Source organism: Pseudomonas sp. CYM-20-01, from assembly GCF_023169845.1.
In the GTDB taxonomy this organism is placed as follows: domain Bacteria; phylum Pseudomonadota; class Gammaproteobacteria; order Pseudomonadales; family Pseudomonadaceae; genus Aquipseudomonas; species Aquipseudomonas azotoformans.
In genome coordinates this window covers 966,117-987,813 of sequence record NZ_AP025169.1, presented here as the reverse complement: position 1 = coordinate 987,813, position 21,697 = coordinate 966,117, and the positions used below count along the sequence as shown (strand labels likewise).

The window sequence follows — 21,697 nt, the reverse complement described above, 5'->3', positions numbered from 1 at the left end:
CGGGAGCCAAAGTATAGGGGCGCAAACCACCGGTTCCACGGCGTCTGACAGCGTGGATAGGGACAGAACCTGAATGAAATTTCCTGCTGTGATGGAGGGCGTTACATCGCGTTCAATCGCTCCGGCAATTGAGCGGTCAACGTCGCACAGCGAGACACGAGCATTTCCCGCAACAGGTTGATGGGTTTGCTCAGTTGCGCACGATGGGCACACAGTAGATTGAGCGGCGTGCGCTCACCGCGCAACTCCGGCAGGATCAGGCGCAAGCGTCCCGCGAGCACATCGGTGCTGACATCCAGCCAGGATTTGTAGGCAATCCCCACACCCGCCACCGCCCAACGGCGGACCACGTCGGCATCGTCACTGAAGCGGTCGCCGGTCACCGTCAGGCTGACCTCGCGTTTACCGTCGTGAAAGGTCCAGTGGTCATGGACCCGGCTGCCGAGCATATAGAGCAGGCAATTGTGCTGGGCCAACTGCTCCAGGTGCCGAGGCTGACCATGACGTGCGAGGTAGCTGGGGGAGGCGCACAGCACCCGTACGTTATCCGGCGCAACGGGCAGTGCGATAAGGCTCGAATCTTCGGGCTCACCGTAACGCAGGGCAATATCCACCGGCTGGCGAAACAGATCGGCAATCCGATCGCCCAACAGCAGGCGCACGGTGAGTTGCGGGTACTCACGCTGAAATTCATCCAGCCACGGCAGCAACTGGTTACGCCCAAAATCCGACGGAGCCGACAGCTGCAGCACACCGCTGACATGGTCCTGGCCGCTGGCCAATAAACGGCGGCCTTCGTCCAGCGAACTCAGCGCTGCGCGGGCATATTCCAGGAAGCCCTCGCCTTCGGCGGTCAGGCGCAGGCTGCGGGTGGAGCGGGCCAGCAAGCGCGTGCCCAGTTGCTGCTCAATACGCTTGAGCGCGGCGCTGGCCACGGCGGGCGACAAATCCATCACCCGTGCGGCGGCGGACAGGCTCCCCAGGTCCGCCGCCCGTACAAACAATTGCAAATCATCAAAGCGCAGCATGCATTCCCGCTCATTATCAAAATTTCATTGAAACAGCCTGCTGTTTTAGCCGCTTTTATCTGCGCGGGAAATAGCCAATCATCTGTGCATCCCGTTCATCACGTGTCTGGAGTTGAATATGTCCACTGCCTTTAACGTCATTGCCACGCTGATCGCCAAACCCGGCCAACAGGCCACCCTGGAACCCTTGCTGCGCGACCTGCTGGAACCCACGCGCTTGGAAGCCGGTTGCGAACAGTACGACCTGCACCAGGACCTGCAACATCCCGAGACCTTCTACATGCTCGAACGCTGGAGCGACGACGCGGCGCTCGCCGACCACGACCAGAGCGCGCATATCCAGAGCTTTCGCGCCATGGCCGCTGATGTGATCGAACACTTCGAACTCAAGCGCCTGAAATTTCTCGCCTGATTGCCACCCTTTTTTCTGGAGCCCCCATGAAAGCCATTGCCTACTACGCCTCACTGCCGATCAACGATCCAAACGCCTTGCAAGACATCGAGTTGCCAGCCCCCGTTGCCGGCCCGCGTGACCTGCTGGTGGAAGTAAAAGCCATCTCGGTCAACCCGGTGGACACCAAGGTGCGCCAGAACGTCGCCCCGGAAAACGGCGCCGCCAAGGTGCTGGGCTGGGATGTGGCCGGTGTGGTCAAGGCCGTCGGCAGCGACGTGACGCTGTTCAAGGCCGGTGACAAGGTGTTCTACGCGGGATCCCTGGTGCGCCCGGGTGGCAACAGCGAACTGCACACCGTGGATGAGCGCATCGTCGGCCATATGCCGAAAAGCCTGGGCTTTGCCGAAGCCGCCGCGCTGCCGCTGACGGCGATCACCGCCTGGGAGCTGCTGTTCGAACGCCTGCAAGTGCGTGAGGGTAATCAGGATGAAGGCCAGAGCCTGCTGATTGTCGGTGCCGCCGGTGGTGTGGGTTCGATCCTGACCCAACTGGCCAGCCAGCTCACTGCCCTGAAAGTGATCGGCACCGCTTCGCGCCCTGAAACCCAGGCGTGGACCACGGCCCTCGGTGCCGACCTGGTGATCGACCACAGCCAACCGTTGAGCGAAGCGCTGAAAGCCGCCGGCCACCCGCACGTGACCCACGTCGCCAGCCTGACCCAGACCGACCATCACCTGGACCAACTGGTGGAAGCGCTGCAACCCCAGGGCAAGCTGGCGCTGATCGACGATCCCAAGGCGCTGGACGTCAGCAAGCTCAAGCGCAAGAGCCTGTCGTTGCACTGGGAGTTCATGTACACCCGTTCGATGTTCGAGACGCCGGACATGATCGAGCAACACAACCTGCTCAACCGCGTGGCTGAGCTGATCGACGCCGGCACCCTGAAAACCACGGTAGGCGAGCACTTCGGCGTGATCAATGCGGCCAACCTGCGCCGTGCCCATGCGCTGCTGGAAAGCGGCAAGGCCAAGGGCAAGATCGTGCTGGAAGGGTTCTGAAAAAAGGCTGTCAGTGTCGTCCATTATTCATGTGAGTAATGGACGACACCGCTAGTCAGAGAGTTGATCTTTGTCATATGTGTGAGCGTATTCGGGTCTATATTGGCCGCCTTTGCCACGATTCTTTTACGTGAGGAAGTCAGCAATGAAAATCCTGATAAAAGCGTTAGCAAAATCCGCAGGCAATAAATGGCAGGTGCGGCTCGACCAGGACGCCTTCACCTTCCGCACCGAGGCCGAGGCCCGTGCCTTTGCCGACACCCTGCAAGCCCGTATCCAGGCGCCCCACCGTTTTCCCATCAGCCAGCAACGTTCTGCCGCTGGCTGACCCGCTCTTCAGACCTGCGCCTGCAAGGCCCGTTTGCGTTGCAGGCGCTGGGTCGACATCGCAATCGTCACCGCCAATACACCGCACAAGCTGATGACCATGGCCATCGGCATCGCCGTGCCGTCGTGCAACACGCCGACCAACGAAGCGGCGCCGGCGGCCACGCCAAACTGAATGCAGCCGAGCAACGCCGAAGCGCTACCGGCCCGTGCGCCCTGCCCGCTCATGGCGCAGGCCGAGGTATTGGGCAAAATGCAGCCCAGGCTGGCGATGCAGATAAACAGTGGCACCAGCAATGGCCACAGCGCATCGGTGCGCAACGCCGCGATGCCCAGCAACGTCAACGCCGCCAGCAGGTAGACCCACACACTGCGCGACAGCAGAAACGCCGGCCCGCGCTTGGACAGCAGCCGCGCATTCACCTGGGCCACCAGGATAAATCCCGCAGCGTTGGAGCCAAACAGCCAGCCGTAATGCTCGGCTGGCACGCCGTAAAGTTGGATAAACACGAAAGGTGAACCGGCGATGTAGGCAAACATCCCGGCAATCGAGATACCGCCGGTGAGGGCGTAGCCCAAGTAGACCCGGTCCGACAACAAGGCCGCATAGCGACGCAACGAGCCGGACAACGGCTGGCGCGGCTGATGGGCCGGAAAGGTTTCCGGCAGCCCGACGGCGACCGCGATGGCCGCCATCACGCTGAATATCGACAGCGCCAGGAAAATCGACTGCCAGCCCCACAGCCCCACCATCACCCCACCGGCCAACGGTGCGAGGATCGGCGCCAGGCCAGTGACCAGCATCAGTTGGGAAAAGACTTTGGCCGAGCCCACCGCATCGCATTTGTCGCTGACCACGGCGCGGGAAATCACCATGCCCGCGCAGCCGCCCAGGGCTTGCACGAAACGCGCGCCAATCAGCCATTCCAGTGACGGCGCAAAGGCGCAGGCGAAGGAGGCCAAGGTGAACAAGGTGACGCCGCTGAGCAGCGGGCCGCGCCGACCGAAGCGGTCCGCCAGCGGGCCGTAGATCAATTGGCCGATGGCCAGGCCGCCGAAGTACACCGCCAGGGTCAGCTGGATGTGTTTTTCATCGGTGGCGAAGGCCTTGGCCATGGCCGGGAAGCCCGGCAGGTAAAAATCGATCGCCAGCGGCGCGAAGGCGCTCAAGGCACCCAGGATCAGGATTATGCGGAGGTTCATCGGGCACCCAAGTGAGTCGGCAGCCCGATAGTCTAGCCGCGCTTGGGTGCATTGAACACGATAGCTCGCTAACTATTTTTCCGCCTCAGGCAAGCTTGGCGCTATAGCCTTCTTCTGCGATCGCCTCGATCACTTGCTCGGCAGACAGGCGGCTTTCGACGCCCACTTCCTTTGCTGCCAGGTCGACCTTCACGCTGGCCGCCGGGTCCTGGCCCTGCACTGCCTGGGTCACCGCTCGAACGCAATGGCCGCAGGTCATTCCTTCAACGCTGAATACTTGCATGACATGACTCCTTTGATGAGGTTGGACCCAGTCTCGACCTTGCCACGATGGCAAGGTCAAGTTCCGCAAATGTCTGCCGGGCTGGTATTTGGCCGCTTCAAAGGCCAAGCTTCACTCATCGTCGATTTAAACCACGGAGCATTCGCCATGCGCTGGTCGTTTTTTGCCCTTGCCGGCCTGATGAGCCTGTCGGCCGCAGCGCCCCAAGCCCTCGCCGCAGAAGACTATGCGGTGCTGATCATTTCCCGGGAACGCCTGGAAGTGCCGACCAACTGCGAGATCGGTCTGTACCTGAATGACCAGTTGGCGGGCCGGCTGTTCCAGGAGCAGGCCACTTCGTTCAACCTGCCGGCGGGCAACCTGTCCCTGCGCTTGAAGCTGTTGCCGGGCCAGGCCCCGGGTTGCCTACCGGGCCTGCTAGCGCCGCCTGCGCAGAACATCACGCTGAAGGTCGGTGATGTGCGCAAGTTGCGCATTGCCCAAGGGCCGGACGGGATGTATCTGAAACCCGCCGCATTGGAATACTGAGCAAAAAGAATCGTGACGCAGAGCATCACTGGATGCATTCCCACGCCGAGCGTGGGAACGATCGCGCTTGACCTTCCCCACAGGTCAAGGTTGATGCTAGGGGCAACTTCTCCTGGAGGACTGCCCCATGAATGGATCCACCACCTTTGACCTGCCCATCAGTGGCATGACCTGCGCCAGCTGTGCCGGCCGGGTCGAGCGCGCGCTGGGCAAGGTGCCGGGGGTGCAAAGCGTCAGCGTCAACCTGGCCAACGAACGCGCCCATGTTGAAGTGCTCGGCCAGATGGACCCCGGCGTGCTGATCGCTGCCGTCGACAAAGCCGGCTACACCGCCACCCTGCCCCAAAGCGAAACCGCCACCGATGCCGATCAGGCCCGGCGCCTGCTCCGCGAGCGGTGGGCGTTGCTGCTGGCGATCCTACTGGCACTGCCGTTGGTGTTGCCGATGCTGGTGGAGCCCTTTAGCGTGCATTGGATGCTGCCGGCCTGGGCGCAGTTCGCCCTGGCCACGCCGGTGCAATTCATCTTCGGCGCACGCTTTTATATCGCCGCCTGGAAAGCCGTGCGGGCTGGTGCCGGCAATATGGACCTGCTGGTCGCCATCGGCACCAGCGCCGGATACGGCCTGAGTATTTACGAATGGCTCACCGCTCACCCAGGCATGGCGCCGCACCTGTACTTCGAAGCGTCGGCGGTGGTGATCGCCCTGGTGCTGTTGGGTAAATACCTGGAGAGCCGCGCCAAGCGCCAGACCGCCAGCGCCATCCGCGCCCTGGAAGCCCTGCGCCCCGAGCGGGCGATTCGAGTGCTCGACGGCCGTGAAGAAGATGTCGCCATCAACGCGTTGAAACTCAATGACCTGGTGCTGGTAAAACCCGGCGAGCGCTTCCCGGTGGACGGTGAAGTGGTCGAAGGCCAAAGCCACGCCGACGAAGCCTTGATCAGCGGCGAAAGCCTGCCGGTGCCCAAGCAACCTGGCGACAAAGTCACCGGTGGCGCCATCAACGGTGAAGGCCGCCTGCTGGTACGCACCCTGGCCCTCGGCGCCGAAAGCGTGCTGGCGCGGATCATTCGCCTGGTGGAAGACGCCCAGGCCGCCAAGGCACCGATCCAGAAGCTGGTGGACAAAGTCAGCCAGGTGTTTGTCCCGGCCGTGCTGGTACTGGCATTGATCACCCTGGTGGGCTGGTGGTTGTACGGCGCGTCACTGGAGACCGCGATCATCAATGCCGTCGCCGTGCTGGTGATCGCCTGCCCCTGTGCCTTGGGCCTGGCCACACCGACTGCGATCATGGCCGGCACCGGGGTTGCCGCCCGCCACGGCATCCTGATCAAGGACGCCGAAGCCTTGGAGCGCGCCCATGAAGTGAGCGCCGTGGTCTTCGACAAGACCGGCACCCTCACCTCCGGCGCGCCAAAGATCGCTCATCTGGCAGCCGTGGATGGCAATGAAGCGCTCCTGCTGCAACACGCCGGCGCGCTGCAACGCGGCAGTGAACACCCTTTGGCCAAAGCCGTACTGGATGCCTGTAGCGAGCAAGGGTTGGAGGTAGCCGATGTGACGGCCAGCCAATCGCTGACCGGCTGCGGCATCGCTGGCACGCTGAATGGCCAGCAGTTGGCCCTGGGCAATCGCCGCCTGCTTGAAGAAAACGGTTTGAACGCGGGGGGCCTGGCCGACTCGGCCAAAGCCTGGGAGGCCGAAGGTCGCACCTTGTCCTGGCTGATCGCGCAAGGCGCCCAACCGCGAGTGCTGGGGCTGTTCGCTTTTGGCGATACGCTCAAGCCCGGCGCGCTGGAGGCGGTACAGCAACTCAAGGCCCAGCACATCAGCAGTCATTTACTCACTGGCGATAATCGCGGCAGCGCCCGCGTGGTCGCCGAGGCCTTGGGCATAGAGGATGTGCACGCCGAGGTGCTGCCCGCCGACAAAGCCGCTACTGTCGCCGAGCTGAAAAAAACCGGCGTGGTGGCCATGGTCGGCGACGGCATCAACGACGCCCCGGCCCTGGCCGCCGCCGATATCGGCATCGCCATGGGTGGTGGCACCGACGTGGCCATGCACGCGGCCGGTATCACCCTGATGCGCGGCGACCCGCGCCTGGTGCCGGCCGCACTGGAGATCAGCCGCAAGACCTACGCCAAGATCCGTCAGAACCTGTTCTGGGCCTTTGTGTACAACCTGATCGGCATTCCGCTGGCCGCATTCGGCCTGCTCAACCCGGTATTGGCCGGTGCCGCGATGGCCTTGTCGAGTGTCAGCGTGGTCAGCAATGCCTTACTGTTGAAGACTTGGAAACCCAAGGATTTGGAGGATCAACGCCCATGAACATCGGCCAAGCCGCCCGTCAGAGCGGGCTCAGCGCCAAGATGATTCGTTACTACGAATCCATCGGCCTGCTCAAGGCCGCCCACCGTACCGACAGCGGCTATCGCGTGTACGGCGCGGATGACTTGCACACCCTGGCGTTTATCAAACGCTCGCGCGACCTGGGGTTTTCATTGGAGGAAGTCGGCAAGCTGCTGACCCTGTGGCAGGACCGCCAACGGGCCAGCGCCGATGTAAAAGCCTTGGCGCGCCAGCATATCGATGAGTTGAACCAGAAGATCCTGGAGCTGGGGCAGTTGCGCGATACCTTGCAGGACCTGGTGGAGCACTGCCAAGGCGATCACCGGCCGGATTGTCCGATTCTCAAGGAGTTGGCGTCCGGAAGCTGCTGCGCCTGACCGAATTTGCACAAATCCAATGTGGGAGGGGGCTTGCCCCCGATAGCGGTGGATCAGCCGGCTTATCTGTAGCTGACCCACTGCAATCGGGGGCAAGCCCCCTCCCACATTGTGATTTCCAGTTATCTGGAAATCACTGCATCCACGGCGGCGGCGGCGGTTCGTCCGGCACCTTGCTCGGCGGCGCATCGTCCGCCGCGCGAATCGCCTGGCGACGCTCTTCATCCAGCCGCGCCGCTTCGATCTCGCGAATCACACCGCCGACGTCCGCCAGTTCTTCCGGCTCGTCGAACTCGCCGGTCAAGACGCTGGCCGGGTGCAGGGTGCCGGCTTCATACAGCGCCCACATTTCCTTGGCGTACTTGGTCTTCTTCAATTCCGGGGCAAAACGCCCGAAATAGGAAGCCATGTTGCCCACGTCCCGCTCCAGCATGCTGAACGCGTGGTTGTTGCCCGCCGCATCCACCGCCTGGGGCAGGTCGATGATGACCGGGCCGGTTGGCGTGAGCAGTACATTGAACTCGGACAGGTCACCGTGCACCAGGCCGGTACACAGCATCAGCACGATCTGGGAAATCAGGAAGGCGTGGTATTCGCGCGCCTGGTCCGGCTCCAGCACCACGTCGTTCAGACGCGGCGCCGCATCGCCGTACTCGTCGGCCACCAGTTCCATCAGCAGCACGCCTTCAAGGAAGTCGAACGGCTGGGGCACGCGAACGCCCGCACCGGCCAGGCGGAACAACGCCGCTACTTCGGCGTTCTGCCAGGCATCTTCGGTTTCTTTCTTGCCGAACTTGGAGCCCTTGGCCATGGCCCGCGCCTGCCGGCTGTTACGGACCTTACGGCCTTCCTGGTATTCGGACGCTTGACGAAAACTTCGTTTGTTCGCCTCCTTGTAAACCTTGGCGCAACGCAATTCGTTGCCGCAGCGCACCACATAAACAGCTGCTTCTTTACCACTCATGAGTGGGCGCAGCACTTCGTCGACCAGACCGTCTTCGATCAGGGGTTCAATGCGTTTAGGAGTCTTCATCAGCTTTTATTGTGGGTCCTTTATTACCAAATACGCGTATGGCACTCGTTATACGGCAATCAGCTCGCCGGTGGGAGAGGCTACCGACCGTTGATCACTTAAGAATGCATCCAATATGCCAGTTTCAGCGCTCAATGATCGCCGTAACACCCTGACCGCCCGCCGCGCAGATCGAAATCAGCCCACGCCCCTGGCCCGCCGCGTCCAGCAGCTTGGCCAGATTGACGACGATACGCCCACCGGTGGCGGCAAACGGATGACCGGCGGCCAGGGAACTGCCTTTAACGTTCAAGCGGCTACGGTCGATGGAGCCCAAGGGGGCGTCAAGTCCCAGGCGCGTCTTGCAGTAGTCCGCATCTTCCCAGGCCTTGAGCGTGCACAACACTTGGGCAGCGAAGGCTTCGTGGATCTCGTAGTAATCGAAGTCCTGCAGCGTCAGACCATTCCTCGCCAGCAAGCGCGGTACCGCATAAACCGGCGCCATCAGCAGGCCTTCGGCACCGTTGACGAAGTCCACCGCTGCCGCTTCGCCATCGCGCAGGTACGCGAGGATCGGCAAGCCGCGCTCCCTGGCCCACGCTTCACTGCCCAAGAGCACCAGCGATGCGCCATCGGTGAGCGGCGTGGAGTTGCCGGCGGTAAGCGTGCCCTTTGCGCTGCGTTCGAAGGCAGGCTTGAGGGCGGCGAGTTTTTCCAGGGTCAGGTCGGGGCGCAGGTTGTTGTCACGGGTCAGGCCCAGGAACGGCGTGAGCAGATCGTTGTGCCAGCCCTCGGCGTAAGCAGCGGCCATTTTCTGATGGCTTTCCAGGGCCAACTGGTCCTGCTCGGCGCGGGGAATCTGCCAGGTCTGCGCCATCAATTCACAATGTTGCCCCATGGACAAACCGGTACGCGGTTCGCCGTTGCGCGGCAGTTCCGGCTTGAGGTGATGGGGACGAAGTTGTAACAGGACTTTTAATTTATCCGCCATGGACTTGCTGCGGTTGGCTTGCAGCAAAATCTTGCGCAGCCCTTCGTTCACGCCGATCGGCGCGTCGGAGGTGGTGTCGACCCCACCGGCAATCCCGCATTCGATCTGGCCCAGGGCAATCTTGTTGGCCACCAGCAACGCCGCTTCCAGGCCGGTGCCGCAGGCCTGTTGAATGTCATAGGCCGGGGTTTGCGGGGACAGGCGTGAGCCGAGCACACATTCGCGGGTCAGGTTGAAATCCCGCGAATGCTTGAGCACCGCGCCGGCAGCCACTTCGCCCAGGCGCAGGCCGTGCAGGTTGTAGCGTTCGATCAGGCCTTCGAGGGCCGCGGTCAGCATTGCCTGGTTGCTCGCCGTGGCATAAGGGCCATTGGAGCGCGCGAAAGGAATGCGATTACCGCCAATGATCGCTACACGGCGCAATTGAGTCATGGAAAGCTCCCTCTGTCTGTTGTGGGCTGGATTACTGAGCCTAGTCGAACGACTGCTACCCTGGGATGGTCAACCCTTTGAACCCCAGCCTTCGGAGAGCGTTCCATGTCTGACCGTTATATCGACTTCGCCAACTCAAGCCTCGGCCATCGTCTGGTCGCCGCCATTGGCCTGCCGTCGCCGGTACGCCTGGAACGCTGGCAAGCCGGGCGCCTGCGCCCGGTGGAAGGCGCATTGCTGCTGGGCGGCGGTGCACTGGTCAGCAAGGTGCAGGCGTTCGCCAACAAGCTCACCGACGCGATCTACACCTACGGCGCAGAGACGTCGACGTGGATCCCCGGCCACGGCCCCAAGCTCAAGGCCGTAGTGTTCGACGCCAGCGACTTGCAACACACCGATCAGCTCAAGCAATTGCGCGAGTTCTTCCAACCGCTACTGAAAAACCTGGATAACAGTGCGCACCTGGTGATCCTCGGCCGTGCGCCGGAAAACCTCGGCGATCCGTTCGCTGCCAGTGCCCAGCGCGCCCTGGAAGGCTTCAGCCGCTCGCTGGCCAAAGAGCTGCGCAACGGCGGGGTGCTGCAATTGCTGTATGTCGGCGACGGTGCCGAAGACCAGTTGGAAGGCGCCCTGCGTTTCTTCCTCTCGCCGAAAAGCGCCTATATCTCCGGCCAGGTGATCCGCCTGGAGGCCTGCGCCACGCCGGTCGAAGATTGGACACGGCCCCTGGCCGGGCGCAAGGCGCTGGTCACCGGTGCCGCCCGTGGCATTGGCGCATCCATCGCCGAAACCCTCGCCCGCGACGGCGCCGAGGTGATCCTGCTCGACGTGCCCCAGGCCAAGGCCGACCTCGATGCCCTGGCCGCACGCCTGGGTGCACGCACCGTGGCGCTGGATATCTGCGCCGAAGACGCCGCCACCCAATTGATCGAACACCTGCCCGATGGCCTGGATATCCTGGTGCACAACGCGGGTATCACCCGTGACAAAACCCTGGCGAACATGACCCCGGAATACTGGGACGCGGTGCTGGCCGTCAACCTCAATGCGCCGCAGGTACTGACCAAGGCGCTGCTCGACAGCGGCACCCTGCATGACAACGCCCGCGTGGTGCTGCTGGCGTCGATCAGCGGCATCGCCGGCAACCGTGGGCAAACCAACTACGCGGCGAGCAAGGCCGGCTTGATCGGCCTCGCACAGGCCTGGGCGCCGCTGCTCAAGGCGCGCGGCATCAGTATCAATGCCGTGGCGCCGGGGTTTATCGAAACCCAGATGACCGCGCATATCCCGTTCGCCTTGCGCGAGGCCGGGCGACGCATGAGTTCGCTGGGCCAGGGCGGCCTGCCGCAGGATGTCGCCGAAGCGGTGGCCTGGCTGGGCCAACCGGGCTCCGGTGCGATCAGCGGGCAAGCGTTGCGGGTGTGTGGGCAAAGTCTGTTGGGAGCGTGAGCATGCAATGGAAGACGTTAGACACAGCACCGTCTCTGCCGCCGCTGTATTGGCGCGCAGCCCTCAAGCGCAAAATCACCGGCAGTACATTGCCCGAGTTCGGGTTGCGCTGCCGGGTCAGCATCGATCCCCAGCGGGTGACGGCCTATCGCAAGGTCTGCGGCTTTGCCGACGGCCCAATCCTGCCGGCGACGTATCCGCATATCCTGGCGTTCGGCCTGCAGATGCAGTTGCTCACCGATAAACGTTTTCCCTTCCCGCTGCTGGGGCTGATTCACCTGAGTAACCGCATCCGCATTCATCGCCCCTTGGGGGGTGTGAGCGACCTTTTCGTGGCTGTACACGCGCAGAACCTCAAACCCCACCCCAAGGGTGCAACCTTCGATCTGATCACCACGGTTGAAGATTCCCTCGGCCTGCTGTGGGAAGCCGACAGCCGCATGCTGTGCCGGGGCGTGAAGCTGGAAGGCGAGACAGAAGCTATCACCCAACCGTCTCCCGCCCAGGTCAGCGAACTGACCCGCTGGAAAGCCCCCGCCGATATCGGCCGTCGTTATGCGCGAGTCTCCGGTGATTACAACCCGATCCACCTCAGCGCCCTGACCGCCAAGCTGTTCGGCTTCCCCCAGGCCATCGCCCATGGGCTGTGGAACAAGGCGCACACCCTCGCCGCGCTCGGCGAACACTTGCCCGCCGCCAATATCGAGATCGACGTCGAGTTCAGGAAACCCGTGCGCCTGCCCGGTGAAGTGACGTTATTGGCCAGCGCCGCCGGTTCCAGCGGAGCGTTGTGGTTGAAAGGCGCGGGCGATATTGAACATATGGTAGGCAAGTGGCGGCCGATCGCCTGAAACAAACAGGTTAATTGTATATATACACACTAAGTAATAGCGGACTTCATGAAGCCCGCTTTTTTTATTTAACCAATTGATTTATAACATATATACATCTTGATACATCCTTCCCTTATACCCTTGGCATTAGTTGCTTAACCGGTACACCGCTGCTGTATATAAATCGTTAATACCAAGTAGAGCATTGAGAGAACGCACCGCCGGGGCTGCTATAGCCACACGGACAAACGCATCGCTATCCCCAGAAGTAGCGAGCGTTTGAAGACAACCAAGGTTGTACAGGTGCAAGGAACTCAATCATGAAAACTCAAGTCGTGTTTTGGAAAGCAAGTACCGCGCTGGCCCTGGCAGTAGCACTGGCACTCGGCGGCTGCAGCAGCGGTGGTGGCGGGCATCACAGCGGTGGGTCCTCCTCGGGTGCGGGTGCGGGTGCAGGTGGCGGGACAGGCGGCGGCACCGACCCAGGGACCAACCCCGGCACCGATCCTGGCACCAACCCAGGCGGCGGCACGACCCCCTTGGTCACCGCCACCGTGGTCGACACCCTCGGTAATACCGTGACCGACCTCGGCGGCACCGTCAGGAGCCTGGGCACCACCCTTGGCAGCCTGCCCATCGTTGGCGCCACTGCGGGCGGCCTGGTGAATGCCACCGGCAACGCGGTCGGCAGCATCGGCACCGGCCTGTCGGATGGCCTGGGCTCGCTTGGCACGGACAGCAATGCCTTGGGCAAAACCGTCGCCGGCGTGGCCAATGGGGTTTCCGACCTGGGCGATGGCGTGACCGTCACCGGTAGCAACGTCGCCACCCTGCTGGGTAAAGTGCCGGTCGTCAGCGGCGCAGCCCCGGTAGTCGGCAACGTCGTCGGCAAGGTCGGCAATGCCGTGACCATGCTGGGCGACACCCTGAGCACCGCCAGCACCACCGGCCCACTGGGCTCGGTGACCAACACCGTCGGCGCGAGAGTGCTGGTACCGGTGGTATCCCTGGTGGAAAACACCACGGGTAAAGTCGGCACCGCGACCGGTCTTGATAAGCCTGTGGGCGGCCTGCTGCAAAAAGTTGGCGATACCGTCGACGGCCTGGGCGATAACGTCGCCGGCGCAGGTGGCACTGGCAACCCAGTGACGGGTGCGGTGGGCAATGTGCTCAATGGCGTCGGCACCGTGGTGAGCAAGGCTGGCGGTTATGTCGACCCAAATGAAGGCAACAACAGTGGCAACAGCGGCGGCGGTACAGGCGGCAGCATCAACCGGTTGGGTTTGCCTGAACTGATCGGTGGCGTGATTGCCGGTGCCGGTGGCGGCCTGGATGCAGGCAGCAGTAATGGCGTGGTCAGCGCGACCGGCGTCACCGGTGTCAAAGCCGGCACCACCGTGGCCTCCCTGGGTACCCTCCTCGGCGGCAGCGGCGCTCCAAACATGGCGGCAGGCGCCCCCATTGCAGGGCTGACCAGCCAGATCGGCGGCGCACTGAACCCCGTCACCAGCGGCGTGCAAAGCTTGACGCAAAACGTCGGCAACGCCACCGGCCTGGGTGGCCCGGTGAATGGCCTGGTCACTAATGTCGGTGGCGCGGTCAGCAGCCTGGGCGGGCAAATCAGCGCCACCAACGCCAACCCGGTCACCAATGCCCTGGGCGGCACCGTGACCGCAGTGGGTGGCACCGTGGCGTCGATCGGCGGCCTGGTCACCGGCGGCACCAACACCGGTGGCGGCTTGCTCGGCGGCGGTCTCAATGTGGGTGCCGGTGCCTCGGCGGGCGCGGGGGCCGGCGCCAATGCAAACGGTGGTGTTCTCGGCGGGCTGTTGGGTGGCCTGAGCGGCACAAAATAGAATTGCACCTGGCCGATTAGACGGCCTCACCTACAGCGCCTACGCTTGGTTGAGACGAGAGACCCCACTAAGTCTCTCGTCTTTTTTTTGGGTCAATGATCGACCCCTGGAGACACCCGAACCGCGCCCCCAGAGCCCGGCGGGAATCTGCGAAACGCTGCTGCAGTTTTGACCATGGAGTGTCCTATGCGCGCTTTGACGCCGTTGTTATTGCTCACCCTCAGTGCTTACGCCCACGCCGATACCCTTCCCACTTTCCTCAATAGCAACGACACCATCCGCAACCTGCCCGTGCCCAATCTGCCCGTCGACGCCTACCGGCCTACCGGCACGCCCACCCAGGTGCCAACACCGGCGCCCACCGCCGGGCAGCCGCTGATGATGGACACCAAGGTCACCATTCGCAAACTGCAGATCGACGGCGGCACCGTCTACCCGCTCAAGGACGTCGCCCAGGCATTCGCGCCGCTGATCGGCCATGAAACCAACCTGGCGCAATTGATCGAAGCCACCCGCAGCATCACCCGGCGCTACCAGGAAGACGGCTACTTGCTGTCCTACGCCTTCCTGCCGGAACAGCACTTCGAAAACGGCCTGGTACAGGTGGTGCTGGTGGAGGGCTACATCCGCGATTACCAGTTGCAAGGCGACATCGGATCAGTCTCCTCCTATGTCGACAAACTGGCGGGAAAACTCCAGGCCGAACGCCCGCTCACGCGCAAGACCTTCGAACGCTACACCACGCTGATGAGTGCGATCCCAGGCCTGACCGTGCAGGCTCAAGTGCCGCCCCCCAGCACCACCGATGGCGGCACTCATATGCAAGTCACCGCCAGCCGCAAGCCCGTCACCACCAGCATGAGCCTCAACCAGGCCAGCCGTGGCGGCACCCAGGCGCTGCTGACCGGCACCAGCAATTCGTGGACCTCCATGGGCGAGCAACTGAGCATCAGTGGCCTGTTTCCGCCGGGCCAGGATAAAGAGCACTACTACCGCGCGACCTATAGCCAGTTCCTCAATGCCGAAGGCACCCAACTGGCGCTCTCGGGCGAACGCTACCGCGCCGACCCAAGCACCAGCCTGCAACTGGGCGATGGCCTGGAACTCAAGCCGCACCAGGAAATCGACCGTTACTCCTTTGGCCTCAGCCACCCTTTTATCGCCTCGCCCAGCGAATCGCTGAACCTCGGCGCCCGCCTCTACGCCGTCGACCAGACCACCCGGTACAAGCTCAGCGGTTTCCCTCAGCGTTTCGAGCTGGAAACCAACCTGCGCGCCCTGGCCTTCGAGGGCGACTGGCGCAAAGCGGATCCCACGCAGTTGCGCATCATCAGCGGCGGCCTCTACCAAGGCATCAACGGCATGGGTGCCAAGACACGCACCGACTTCGGCGGCCTCAAGCCCGACCTCGACTTCTTCCGCCTGCGCCTGTCTGGCGTGCAGAGCAACAAGCTGTTCGGCAATTGGCAAGGCGTGCTGTCCGGCGCGCTCTACTGGAGCAACGACTACCTGCCGGACAGCGAGCGCGCCACCTTCGGCGGGCAGAGTTTCGGCCGCGGCTACCCCGATGACCAAGGCACGGGCGACAAAGGCTGGGGCGTGGCATACGAGGTCAACTACAGCTACAACCGCGCCGGTGATTGGGTGAGGATCCTGCAACCCTATGTGGTGTTCGACCGCGCCAAGACCTGGTTCAACGACCTGCCGGTCAAGGGCAATGACCTGTCATCGGCGGCGCTGGGCCTGCGCTTTGGCGACGCCAAGTACTACAACATCGCGCTGGAAGCCGCCAAGCCGATGTCGGACGAAGCCCTGGACAGCTTCGATCGTCGACCGCGCTATTCGCTGAGCTTCAGCTACCAGCTCTAATGTGGTGAGCGGGCTTGCTGTGGCGAGCGGGCTTGCCCCGCGTTGGAGTGCGCAGCACTCCCGCTTTTACCAGGCCAGCTCACTACACCGTTTTGGGCAGAGGAAAAAGGTTGTTCAACGTATCGATCAACCGCACCAGGTAGATCGGCTTGCGAAACAGGTCCAGCACCTGCAGGCGCAGCATGTCGCTCACATCATCCATTTCGGCATGACCCGACATCACAATCACTGGCAGGTGGGAGCGTGAGGTGTGTTCGCGCAGGCGCTTGATCAAGGAAATGCCACTTTCCTCGGGCATGCGCAGGTCGGTGATCACCAGGGCAATGTCGGGGTGAAGTGTCAATTCTTGCAGGGCGAACGTGACAGAATTGGCGGTGAAACACACAAACCCTTCGTTTTCGAGGGATTCGGCGAGTTCGATCAAGGCGTCCTCTTCGTCATCCACCAAAAGAATTTGTTGGCGGCAAGGCGAAGAGGCGCTCATAGCTGTACCTGGACAGGAAGAACGTTAATAAGGCGTTTCCACATGGATAAGCAGGCTATCAAGTGGTCATCTTAGTGGCGACGCTGTCGAAGATCGATTTGATCTTAGTTCCAAGCCCAGAACCGGCACCGACGATCACCAATGCAACCATGGCCACAATGATCGCGTACTCAATCCCGGACGCGCCGTCTTTGCGTTGAAAGAAAAGTTGGGTTTGGACATACAGCTTCAACATCATGTCAAGGAACATTGGACTTCTCCCTAAAACGCCACTGAAAGCCGGAAAGGCTCTACCACCAGATGATCGCGGCGTGCCATTAGAGCATTGTCAACAAACCTCGGCCTCACAACTGTAAGAACGGATTAATCACAAAGTATTAGTCGCAAAGTTGACGCCACAACACTGCAATTTAAAAGGCCAACTTTATACGCCAGATAATTTTTTCCAGCGGTAATGGCATTTCGTCCTAGCTGAGCTACCTTCAAATAGCCAAATCGTTAGATGTTCATCACAGCCAGGTTGCGGATTAACCCGTTTGGATTAACAGGGTGTGCAGTGCAACGGGAAAGGGAGAGCCGTCATGAACAGTCGCATCAGCATGGTCCTGGCCGGCTTGTTGCTGATCGGGGCATTGATTGCCGGGTACTGGGGACTTGTGTTGAGCCGCACACCCGAGCCCGTCGCAGCGCCTGCCGCACCTGTCGTTTCCGTTGAAAAAACCCTCGCCGCCGCTGAAGACCAAACCCGCCAGCCGGTAGTTGTCTTGCGGCATGAGGTGCCTGCCTTTACGCCACTGACCGCCGCCGACCTGTCCGTCGAGAAACTGCGCACCGCGCCCGCCGGCAGCCTGACCCAGCTCGACCAGGCCATCGGCCGTATCCCCCTGAGAGCCCTCGGCGCCGGTACCTGGCTCAACGAGGACAGTTTCAACGCCGGTGGCCCCCTCTCGCGCATGATCCGCCCCAACGAGCGCGCGCTGGCCGTGGCCGTGGACGAGGTGGTCGGCGCCGCAGGCCAGTTGAGCCCCGGCGATTACGTGGATGTGCTGCTGTTCCTGCGCCAGGATGCCGGCAACGCCGAACAGTCGGCCCAGATCGTCCTGCCGGCCATGCGTCTGCTCAGCGTCGGCGATCAATTGGGCCTGGCCAACGATGGCCAGCCGGCAGTGCCACCGCCAGCGACCGCCGAAGAACGCGCCCAGGCCCTACAACGCCGCCTCGCCGCACGCACCGTGGTGCTGGCCGTGCCGGAGCCTTTATTAAGCCGCCTGATGCTCGCGGCGCAAGCCGGGACCTTGCGCCTGGCCGTGCGCAGTGCCGAGGAGCAACTGCTCAGCCGCTACTGGGCCGGTGAAGATGACACCGCGCAGAAGCTGGAAAGTGCCAACCGCGACCTTTACCAATTCACTCAACTGGCATTGACCGGCCCGCCCAAAAGCGTCGCGCCGGTTGGCGGTGGGCCTGGCGTGCGCCGTGGCATCGAAGTGATTCGCGGCGCCCAAGCGGCGCCACAAACCCCGTGATCGAACAAGGATGCCTTGAATGAGCCATCGCTACGCACCCATGTTCACGCAGCTGGCCTGCGCCTTGACGCTGTCGAGCCTGCCGATCGGCATGGCTCTGGCAGCGCCGGGTAATTGCAGCGCCCTGGGCCAGTTGCCCGCCGTGGTCGAGGTGGGAGAAGGCCTGCAGCAGGAACTGCAATCACCCGTGGCAATCACGCGCCTGGCCATCGGCGACCCGAAGATCGCCGATGTGCGGGTCAACGGCGACCGTAACTTTCTGCTCACCGGTGTCAGCAGCGGCGCCACCAGCCTGCTGGTATGGACCGCCTGCGCCAGCGCGCCGCGCCAGAGCATGGTGTTCGTCAAGGGCAAGGCCACCTCGGCGCTGACCAGCGTGTCGCTGTCGCCCTCGCAAGACCCGTTGCTGCCCAGCCAGGTGCAGACCGATATCCGCTTCGTGGAAGTCAGTCGCAGCAAGCTCAAGGAAGCCAGCACCAAGCTATTGGGCACGGGTGCAAACTTTTTCCTCGGTAGCCCCAACATCCTGTCCCCCTCGGAAGGCGTGTTCAAACTGCCGGTGAGCACGGACAGCTTCAACGTCGGTTTTGGTGGTGGCCGGGTCAAGGCCATGATCAACGCCCTGGAGCGCAGCGGCTTTGCCTACACCCTGGCACGCCCAAGCCTGGTGGCCATGAGCGGGCAGAGCGCGTCCTTCCTGGCCGGCGGTGAGGTGCCCATCCCGGTGCCCAGCTCCGGCAGCGACACCATTTCTATCGAGTACAAGGAGTTCGGCATCCGCCTGACGCTGACACCCACGGTGATCGACCGCAACCGCATCACCCTCAAGGTGGCGCCGGAAGTCAGCGAGCTCGACTACAGCAACGCGGTGCAGATCCAAGGCATCCAGGTGCCGGCCCTGACCGTACGCCGCACCGACACCAGCGTGTCCCTGGCCGATGGCGAAAGCTTTGTGATCAGCGGCCTGATCAGCACCAACAACCGCTCGACCATCGACAAATTCCCGGGGCTGGGCGATATCCCGATCCTCGGCGCGTTCTTCCGCGACTCCACGATCAGCCGCGAAGAAAAAGAACTGCTGATGATCGTCACGCCGCACCTGGTGCAACCGTTGGCCGCCAACGCCCAACTGCCGTCCTTGCCGGGCGAAAAACTGCGCAGCTACGACCCGAACTGGTACCGGCTGTTTTTCCTGGAAAACGGCAACTTCGATCGTCGCAGTGGACTTTCCCAATGAGCGATAGCCTGAGCCAGACCTTCCTCGCCATCACCCGCAACACCACCGACCTTGAGTGGCTGCAGGGAGCCCTTGCACCGCTTGGCCAAGTGGTGAGCGCCGGCACCGGCAGCCTCGACGAACTGCTGGCACTGGCCGACGTGACCTTCGCCAACCTGGTGTTCATCGGCCTGGACCGCGAAAACCTGGTGGCCCAGAGCGCACTGATCGAAGGTGCCCTGGAAGCCAAGCCGATGCTCGCCGTGGTCGCCCTGGGCGATGGCATGGACAACCAGCTTGTGCTGAATGCCATGCGTGCCGGCGCTCGGGATTTTGTCGCCTACGGCTCACGCTCCAGCGAAGTGGCCGGCCTGGTGCGGCGCCTGAGCAAGCGCCTGCCGACCGTGACATCCAACGCCCAACTGGGTGGCCTGACCGTACTGTTCGGCACCCAGAGCAACGCCGATGGGGCGATGTTGGCCACCCACCTGGCGCTGGTGGTGCAGAAGAGCGGGCAGCAGACCCTGCTGCTCGACCTGGGCCTGCCACGCAGCGACAGCCTGGCGCTGCTGGGCCTGGAGAGCACGTTCAATTTCGGCGATGCGCTGCGGCATCTGCGCCGCCTCGACACCACCATGATCAACAGCGCGTTCACCACCGCCCTGGATGGCCTGCGCATCCTGGCGTACGCCACCGGTGACGAACCGCTCAAACTCACCAGCGCCGCCGAGCTGTACATGTTGCTCAGCGCCTTGCGCCAACACTTCCAGCACATCGTCGTGAACATTACCGGTCAGCCGGACAGCGAAGCCCTGCGCACCTTTGTCGGCCATTGCGACAAACTGCTGTGGTGTACCGATCAGAACGTGCTGGACTGCCGCCGCAACCTGGCAGTGATCAACCGCTGGCGCGAGAAAGGCATGAAGCTCGATCACGCCAAGCTGGTGGTGGACCGCTATATCAAAGCCTGCGCGCCGGACACCGAAGCCCTGGAAAAGAGCTTCGGCCTCGAATGCGTCGCCGTGCTGCCCCTGAGCGCCGAATTGCGCCTGAATGTGAAAAACCAGGGTCAGACCCTGTTCGCCCTGGCGCCACGCGAACCCTTGACCCAGGCCGTACGTGCCTTGGGCGAGCGCCTGGCAAAACGCTCCGAGGGTTTGGCAAAGCCCTCGATGCGCTGGTTTGAACGCTTCCTGGGGTCCGGACGATGAGCGGCGAAAAACTGTTTGGCGGCCCGGCCCGCGCTGCCGGTGGCAACACCGATCACGATGGCCTGAAACTGGTGCTGCATCGCTACATCATCGACGCCATCGAGGAGTCGGGTAAGAACCTGCTCGAAGGCACGCGCCAGTCCCTGGCGCAATTCGTCGTCGACAAAGTTTCCGAGTACATCACGCGCATGCGCCTGGCGATCTCGCGCTATGAAACGGAGCGCCTGGCCGAAGAGATCGTCGACGAACTCACCGGTTTCGGCCCGCTGGAGGTGCTGTTGCGTGACCCTTCGGTGACCGAGATCCTGGTCAACGGGCCCCATCGGGTATTCATCGAGCGTGATGGGCTGCTGCACCAGAGCGACCTGCGCTTCATCGACGACCACCACGTGGAGCGCGTGATGCAACGCATCCTCGCACCGCTGGGCCGGCGCCTGGACGAGTCTTCGCCGATGGTGGATGCACGCCTGCCCGATGGCAGCCGAGTCAATGCGATCATCCCGCCGATTGCCCTGGATGGGCCGTGCCTGTCGATCCGAAAATTCCGCAAGGACATGCTCAAGAGCAGTGACCTGGTCGCCATGCAGACCATCGACCAGAGCATTTTCGAGTTCTTCCAAGAGGCCGTGGGCAAGCGCTGCAATATCCTGATCAGCGGCGGTACCGGCACCGGCAAAACCACGTTGCTGAATATCCTCAGCCAGCTGATCAACCCCCACGAGCGCCTGGTGACCATCGAAGACGTCGCCGAATTGCAACTGGGCCATCCCCACGTGGTACGCCTGGAAACCCGTCCGCCCAACGCCGAGGGCCACGGCGAAGTCAAGTCCAGCGACCTGATCCGCAACGCCCTGCGGATGCGCCCGGACCGCATCATCCTTGGCGAGATCCGTGGTGTCGAAGTGCTCGACGTGATGACGGCGATGAACACCGGCCACGACGGCTCCATGAGCACCGTGCACGCCAACAACGCCCAGGATGCGTTGCTGCGCCTGGAAACCCTGGTGGGCCTGACCGGGCGGGTAATCGCCGAAAAAACCCTGCGCCAGATGATCTGCGCCGCACTGGACGTGATCATCCAACTGACGCGCATGCCCGATGGCCGTCGCTGCGTGAGCGAAGTGGTGGAAGTGGTCGGTGTGCGTGATGACGTGTACGTCACCAATACCCTGTTCCGCCTGGACCGGCGTACCGGCTTTGGCTTCCTGCGCGAAGCCCTCAACCCGGCCGGCGACAAACTGCGCCGCGAATCGGCGTTGCAGTCCTAGGGAGC

At 62.7% G+C, this 21,697-nt stretch carries 21 protein-coding genes; 14 read left to right on the top strand and 7 right to left on the bottom strand.

Annotation, left to right across the window (positions count from 1 at the left end; genetic code table 11):
* Positions 1 to 101: 101 nt before the first annotated feature.
* A complete protein-coding gene (locus tag M2497_RS04230) occupies positions 102 to 1,028 on the bottom strand; it encodes a LysR family transcriptional regulator (RefSeq protein WP_248485954.1) in 927 nt (308 codons plus the stop codon).
* 118 nt (positions 1,029 to 1,146) lie between these two features.
* Here M2497_RS04230 and M2497_RS04225 point away from each other — a divergent pair, with 118 nt between their 5' ends.
* The 3 genes from M2497_RS04225 (at position 1,147) to M2497_RS04215 (ending at position 2,808) form a co-directional block, all read left to right on the top strand.
* A complete protein-coding gene (locus tag M2497_RS04225; protein ID WP_248485953.1) occupies positions 1,147 to 1,440 on the top strand; it encodes a putative quinol monooxygenase in 294 nt (97 codons plus the stop codon).
* Between the two features lie 26 nt (positions 1,441 to 1,466).
* Positions 1,467 to 2,480, top strand: coding sequence for a zinc-binding alcohol dehydrogenase family protein (locus M2497_RS04220; protein WP_248485952.1), 1,014 nt, complete (start codon positions 1,467 to 1,469; stop codon positions 2,478 to 2,480).
* Between the two features lie 145 nt (positions 2,481 to 2,625).
* Complete coding sequence (locus tag M2497_RS04215; protein WP_071491563.1) at positions 2,626 to 2,808, top strand: hypothetical protein; 183 nt, start codon at positions 2,626 to 2,628, stop codon at positions 2,806 to 2,808.
* A gap of 8 nt (positions 2,809 to 2,816) precedes the next feature.
* Here the strand turns inward: M2497_RS04215 and M2497_RS04210 are convergent, their stop codons facing one another.
* Positions 2,817 to 4,010: a Bcr/CflA family multidrug efflux MFS transporter gene (locus tag M2497_RS04210; RefSeq protein WP_248485951.1), complete on the bottom strand. Its 1,194-nt coding sequence runs from the start codon at positions 4,008 to 4,010 to the stop codon at positions 2,817 to 2,819.
* Between the two features lie 85 nt (positions 4,011 to 4,095).
* Positions 4,096 to 4,293, bottom strand: coding sequence for a cation transporter (locus M2497_RS04205; RefSeq protein WP_248485950.1), 198 nt, complete (start codon positions 4,291 to 4,293; stop codon positions 4,096 to 4,098).
* Positions 4,294 to 4,440: 147 nt separating this feature from the next.
* Here M2497_RS04205 and M2497_RS04200 point away from each other — a divergent pair, with 147 nt between their 5' ends.
* The 3 genes from M2497_RS04200 to cueR all read left to right on the top strand — a co-directional run bounded on the left by M2497_RS04200 (position 4,441) and on the right by cueR (position 7,548).
* Complete coding sequence (locus M2497_RS04200) at positions 4,441 to 4,821, top strand: hypothetical protein (RefSeq protein WP_058423618.1); 381 nt, start codon at positions 4,441 to 4,443, stop codon at positions 4,819 to 4,821.
* A gap of 127 nt (positions 4,822 to 4,948) precedes the next feature.
* Positions 4,949 to 7,150: a heavy metal translocating P-type ATPase gene (locus M2497_RS04195; RefSeq protein ID WP_248485949.1), complete on the top strand. Its 2,202-nt coding sequence runs from the start codon at positions 4,949 to 4,951 to the stop codon at positions 7,148 to 7,150.
* Positions 7,147 to 7,548 carry a Cu(I)-responsive transcriptional regulator gene (gene cueR, locus M2497_RS04190; protein WP_058423616.1) on the top strand — a complete coding sequence of 134 codons (402 nt, stop codon included), beginning with the start codon at positions 7,147 to 7,149 and terminating at the stop codon, positions 7,546 to 7,548. Before M2497_RS04195 ends, cueR begins: the two co-directional genes overlap by 4 nt.
* Before the next feature lie 133 nt (positions 7,549 to 7,681).
* Here cueR and M2497_RS04185 read toward each other — a convergent pair whose 3' ends face one another.
* Together M2497_RS04185 and M2497_RS04180 are read right to left on the bottom strand one after the other, a co-directional pair.
* Positions 7,682 to 8,581 (bottom strand): PA4780 family RIO1-like protein kinase, encoded by a 900-nt coding sequence (locus M2497_RS04185; RefSeq protein WP_014716761.1) that lies wholly within the window; start codon positions 8,579 to 8,581, stop codon positions 7,682 to 7,684.
* A 124-nt stretch (positions 8,582 to 8,705) separates the two neighbouring features.
* Positions 8,706 to 9,983 (bottom strand): acetyl-CoA C-acetyltransferase, encoded by a 1,278-nt coding sequence (locus M2497_RS04180; protein ID WP_248485948.1) that lies wholly within the window; start codon positions 9,981 to 9,983, stop codon positions 8,706 to 8,708.
* A 105-nt stretch (positions 9,984 to 10,088) separates the two neighbouring features.
* Between M2497_RS04180 and M2497_RS04175 the strand changes: the two genes are divergently transcribed.
* The 4 genes from M2497_RS04175 (at position 10,089) to M2497_RS04160 (ending at position 15,990) form a co-directional block, all read left to right on the top strand.
* Positions 10,089 to 11,432 carry a 3-oxoacyl-ACP reductase gene (locus tag M2497_RS04175; protein WP_248485947.1) on the top strand — a complete coding sequence of 448 codons (1,344 nt, stop codon included), beginning with the start codon at positions 10,089 to 10,091 and terminating at the stop codon, positions 11,430 to 11,432.
* Positions 11,433 to 11,434: 2 nt separating this feature from the next.
* Positions 11,435 to 12,283 carry a MaoC/PaaZ C-terminal domain-containing protein gene (locus M2497_RS04170; RefSeq protein ID WP_248485946.1) on the top strand — a complete coding sequence of 283 codons (849 nt, stop codon included), beginning with the start codon at positions 11,435 to 11,437 and terminating at the stop codon, positions 12,281 to 12,283.
* Between the two features lie 302 nt (positions 12,284 to 12,585).
* Positions 12,586 to 14,121, top strand: coding sequence for a collagen-like triple helix repeat-containing protein (locus M2497_RS04165; RefSeq protein ID WP_248485945.1), 1,536 nt, complete (start codon positions 12,586 to 12,588; stop codon positions 14,119 to 14,121).
* 186 nt (positions 14,122 to 14,307) lie between these two features.
* Positions 14,308 to 15,990: a POTRA domain-containing protein gene (locus tag M2497_RS04160; RefSeq protein WP_248485944.1), complete on the top strand. Its 1,683-nt coding sequence runs from the start codon at positions 14,308 to 14,310 to the stop codon at positions 15,988 to 15,990.
* Positions 15,991 to 16,072: 82 nt separating this feature from the next.
* On the opposite strand, the gene M2497_RS04155 is transcribed toward M2497_RS04160, so the two are convergent.
* Together M2497_RS04155 and M2497_RS04150 are read right to left on the bottom strand one after the other, a co-directional pair.
* Positions 16,073 to 16,474: a response regulator gene (locus M2497_RS04155; protein WP_058423610.1), complete on the bottom strand. Its 402-nt coding sequence runs from the start codon at positions 16,472 to 16,474 to the stop codon at positions 16,073 to 16,075.
* A 58-nt stretch (positions 16,475 to 16,532) separates the two neighbouring features.
* On the bottom strand, positions 16,533 to 16,724 hold the full coding sequence (locus tag M2497_RS04150; protein WP_058423609.1) for a Flp family type IVb pilin: 192 nt from the start codon (positions 16,722 to 16,724) through the stop codon (positions 16,533 to 16,535).
* Positions 16,725 to 17,055: 331 nt separating this feature from the next.
* On the opposite strand from M2497_RS04150, the gene cpaB reads away from it, so the two are divergent.
* The 4 genes from cpaB to M2497_RS04130 are packed head-to-tail and all read left to right on the top strand — an operon-like array spanning position 17,056 to position 21,692.
* Positions 17,056 to 17,997 (top strand): Flp pilus assembly protein CpaB, encoded by a 942-nt coding sequence (gene cpaB / locus M2497_RS04145; protein ID WP_248485943.1) that lies wholly within the window; start codon positions 17,056 to 17,058, stop codon positions 17,995 to 17,997.
* 19 nt (positions 17,998 to 18,016) lie between these two features.
* Positions 18,017 to 19,234 (top strand): type II and III secretion system protein family protein, encoded by a 1,218-nt coding sequence (locus tag M2497_RS04140; RefSeq protein WP_248485942.1) that lies wholly within the window; start codon positions 18,017 to 18,019, stop codon positions 19,232 to 19,234.
* Entirely contained in the window at positions 19,231 to 20,424 is a 1,194-nt protein-coding gene (locus M2497_RS04135) for a pilus assembly protein (RefSeq protein ID WP_058423606.1), read from the top strand. The genes M2497_RS04140 and M2497_RS04135 overlap by 4 nt, the downstream gene beginning before the upstream one ends.
* Positions 20,421 to 21,692: a CpaF family protein gene (locus tag M2497_RS04130; RefSeq protein ID WP_248485941.1), complete on the top strand. Its 1,272-nt coding sequence runs from the start codon at positions 20,421 to 20,423 to the stop codon at positions 21,690 to 21,692. The genes M2497_RS04135 and M2497_RS04130 overlap by 4 nt, the downstream gene beginning before the upstream one ends.
* Positions 21,693 to 21,697 lie beyond the last annotated feature (5 nt).

Coding starts and splice junctions, on each gene's coding strand:
- M2497_RS04215 (WP_071491563.1), top strand. CDS start 2,626: ATGAAAATCCTGATAAAAGCGTTAGCAAAATCCGCAGGCAATAAATGG.
- M2497_RS04185 (WP_014716761.1), bottom strand. CDS start 8,581: ATGAAGACTCCTAAACGCATTGAACCCCTGATCGAAGACGGTCTGGTC.
- M2497_RS04170 (WP_248485946.1), top strand. CDS start 11,435: ATGCAATGGAAGACGTTAGACACAGCACCGTCTCTGCCGCCGCTGTAT.
- M2497_RS04150 (WP_058423609.1), bottom strand. CDS start 16,724: ATGTTCCTTGACATGATGTTGAAGCTGTATGTCCAAACCCAACTTTTC.
- M2497_RS04195 (WP_248485949.1), top strand. CDS start 4,949: ATGAATGGATCCACCACCTTTGACCTGCCCATCAGTGGCATGACCTGC.
- M2497_RS04135 (WP_058423606.1), top strand. CDS start 19,231: ATGAGCGATAGCCTGAGCCAGACCTTCCTCGCCATCACCCGCAACACC.
- M2497_RS04165 (WP_248485945.1), top strand. CDS start 12,586: ATGAAAACTCAAGTCGTGTTTTGGAAAGCAAGTACCGCGCTGGCCCTG.
- M2497_RS04210 (WP_248485951.1), bottom strand. CDS start 4,010: ATGAACCTCCGCATAATCCTGATCCTGGGTGCCTTGAGCGCCTTCGCG.
- M2497_RS04230 (WP_248485954.1), bottom strand. CDS start 1,028: ATGCTGCGCTTTGATGATTTGCAATTGTTTGTACGGGCGGCGGACCTG.
- M2497_RS04140 (WP_248485942.1), top strand. CDS start 18,017: ATGAGCCATCGCTACGCACCCATGTTCACGCAGCTGGCCTGCGCCTTG.
- M2497_RS04175 (WP_248485947.1), top strand. CDS start 10,089: ATGTCTGACCGTTATATCGACTTCGCCAACTCAAGCCTCGGCCATCGT.
- M2497_RS04200 (WP_058423618.1), top strand. CDS start 4,441: ATGCGCTGGTCGTTTTTTGCCCTTGCCGGCCTGATGAGCCTGTCGGCC.
- M2497_RS04130 (WP_248485941.1), top strand. CDS start 20,421: ATGAGCGGCGAAAAACTGTTTGGCGGCCCGGCCCGCGCTGCCGGTGGC.
- M2497_RS04205 (WP_248485950.1), bottom strand. CDS start 4,293: ATGCAAGTATTCAGCGTTGAAGGAATGACCTGCGGCCATTGCGTTCGA.
- M2497_RS04225 (WP_248485953.1), top strand. CDS start 1,147: ATGTCCACTGCCTTTAACGTCATTGCCACGCTGATCGCCAAACCCGGC.
- M2497_RS04155 (WP_058423610.1), bottom strand. CDS start 16,474: ATGAGCGCCTCTTCGCCTTGCCGCCAACAAATTCTTTTGGTGGATGAC.
- M2497_RS04160 (WP_248485944.1), top strand. CDS start 14,308: ATGCGCGCTTTGACGCCGTTGTTATTGCTCACCCTCAGTGCTTACGCC.
- M2497_RS04220 (WP_248485952.1), top strand. CDS start 1,467: ATGAAAGCCATTGCCTACTACGCCTCACTGCCGATCAACGATCCAAAC.
- cpaB (WP_248485943.1), top strand. CDS start 17,056: ATGAACAGTCGCATCAGCATGGTCCTGGCCGGCTTGTTGCTGATCGGG.
- M2497_RS04180 (WP_248485948.1), bottom strand. CDS start 9,983: ATGACTCAATTGCGCCGTGTAGCGATCATTGGCGGTAATCGCATTCCT.
- cueR (WP_058423616.1), top strand. CDS start 7,147: ATGAACATCGGCCAAGCCGCCCGTCAGAGCGGGCTCAGCGCCAAGATG.